This window comes from Blastococcus mobilis (assembly GCF_900188025.1).
Classification (GTDB): Bacteria; Actinomycetota; Actinomycetes; order Mycobacteriales; family Geodermatophilaceae; genus Blastococcus_B; species Blastococcus_B mobilis.
The window spans coordinates 1-1,771 of the sequence record NZ_FZNO01000073.1 but is presented as its reverse complement, the minus strand read 5'-3'; the positions used below and the strand labels follow the sequence as shown (position 1 = coordinate 1,771).

Genomic DNA, 1,771 nt, shown 5'->3' with positions numbered 1-1,771 from the left:
CCCGAGTTGGCTCATTTGGTTAGTGCGTGACTGCCGGTGTCCTGGAGCGCGTCGAGGACGGCTTGTTGCGCTGGCGGGACGTGGGGGTCGAAGGTCTGCTCGCTGCCGTTGATCGCGATGGTCGCCGAGCGCAGTGGCCGGAGCTGACGGACGAGGTTGCCGATCGCGAGCCCGGTGCGCCTCTGGGCTTCGCGGCTGACCGCCAGCGCGGTGAACACGATCGTGAGGTGGGCTTCGATCGCGTCGCGGACGTGATGGAACATCGGGCGGGCTCGCAGATCGGTCTTGGACATGCGGAAGGACTGCTCGACCCGCCACAGGTCGTGGTAGCTGCTGATGACCTCCCCAGGGGGCATGAGGCCGGCGTCGATGTTGGTGACGTAGCCCTTCAGGCCGACCAGTCGCCGCGCCCTGGCCAGGGATGCCTCGTCCAGTGAGCGGGTGCCGTTGCTGGTCTTGACGAAGCGGGGTGTGCGGGCGGTCTTCTCTCCGGCCACGACCTGCTTGGCCCGGTCCTCCTGCAAGCTCAGCGTCTTGGTGTCGCGGGCGGCGCGTTTGGCCGAGTAGGCCCACACCGCTCGCCACGAGCCGGGATGCGCGGCTGGGTCCCAGACCGGCTCGGCCCGCAGCTTCTGGTCGTTCTCGATCTTGTGCCCGGTGCGTGGAGTGAGGGTGTCGATGACCTGCCCGTCGGTGAACGCGTCGCCGTTCCAGTGGAAGTGCGACGCAAGATCGACCGGGGCCTTGGTGACCCGGGAGCCGACGATGAACCGCAGCCCGGCCTCGTCCAGCTCGCGCAGGTTGGTGCCCGAGAGCATCCCGGCGTCGGCCACGACGACGAAGTCGCTGAGTCCGTGCCGTTCCTGGAACTGGCTGATGATCGGCACAAGGGTGGTGGTCTCGGCCTTGTTGCCGGCGAAGCAGCCGATCTCCAGCGGGAAGCCCTGCCGGTCGACCAGCAGCCCGACCACAACCTGGGGATCGACCCGGCGTTCCTTGGAGTAACCGACCTTGCGCAGCTCGTCTTCGTGCTCGGCCTCGAAGTACAGCGTGGTCACGTCGTAGAGGCACAGACTCACGTCGCCGCTGGTCGAGGCGTGGGTGAAGCAGGCGGCGGCAATCTGGTCGCGGTAGCTGCCCGTGTGGGCACGGCGCAGGGTGCGCTTCATGGTGGCGTAGCTCGCCGGTGCGCGGCCCAGATCCCGCAGCACCCGCTCGCTGTCTCGCAGCGAACTCGGTTCCACGACCCGGGCGAGGACAAGGTCACGGAACACCGCATCGGCCACCTCGTCGAAGCCGAGCGCGGTGTAGACCGCGGCGAGGGCGTTGAACAGCAGCCGCGAGTCGGTGGCCACCACCCGGCCCGGCCCATCCCGCCGGCCATCCGGCGCGGCCGGCGGCCCGGGGTCCAGGACGCCCTGCCCGGTAGGAGCCGCTACCAGCTCCACCACCCGGGGCGAGGGCTGGACATCAAGGTCGAAAGCGAGCTGTCCGGCCACCGCCAGCCTCTCGCGCGCCTGCTCCAGGAGCACGCCCAACTCGGCCTCGGTATGCGCCGACCCCAGGTGCTCCAGGATCCGCTGCCGCCCACCGGCATAGGCCGCGATCTGCACCGCGGTGGCCCCCGACGCGGTCCGAACCCGCCGGATGAACGCCACCGGACGACCCTAAGCCGACACCGTTAGTGCGTGAAACAGCACCCGATCCAGCGCATCCGCGCAGCTCAGCGACCTGCCGACGAGATCATCATGACGCCGTGAGCCAACTCAGG

The 1,771-nt window shown here is 69.2% G+C and carries 1 protein-coding gene; it reads right to left on the bottom strand.

Annotated elements, in window-relative coordinates:
• Positions 1–11: 11 nt before the first annotated feature.
• A complete protein-coding gene (locus CHB94_RS24285) occupies positions 12–1,658 on the bottom strand; it encodes an IS1634 family transposase (RefSeq protein WP_089339103.1) in 1,647 nt (548 codons plus the stop codon).
• Positions 1,659–1,771 lie beyond the last annotated feature (113 nt).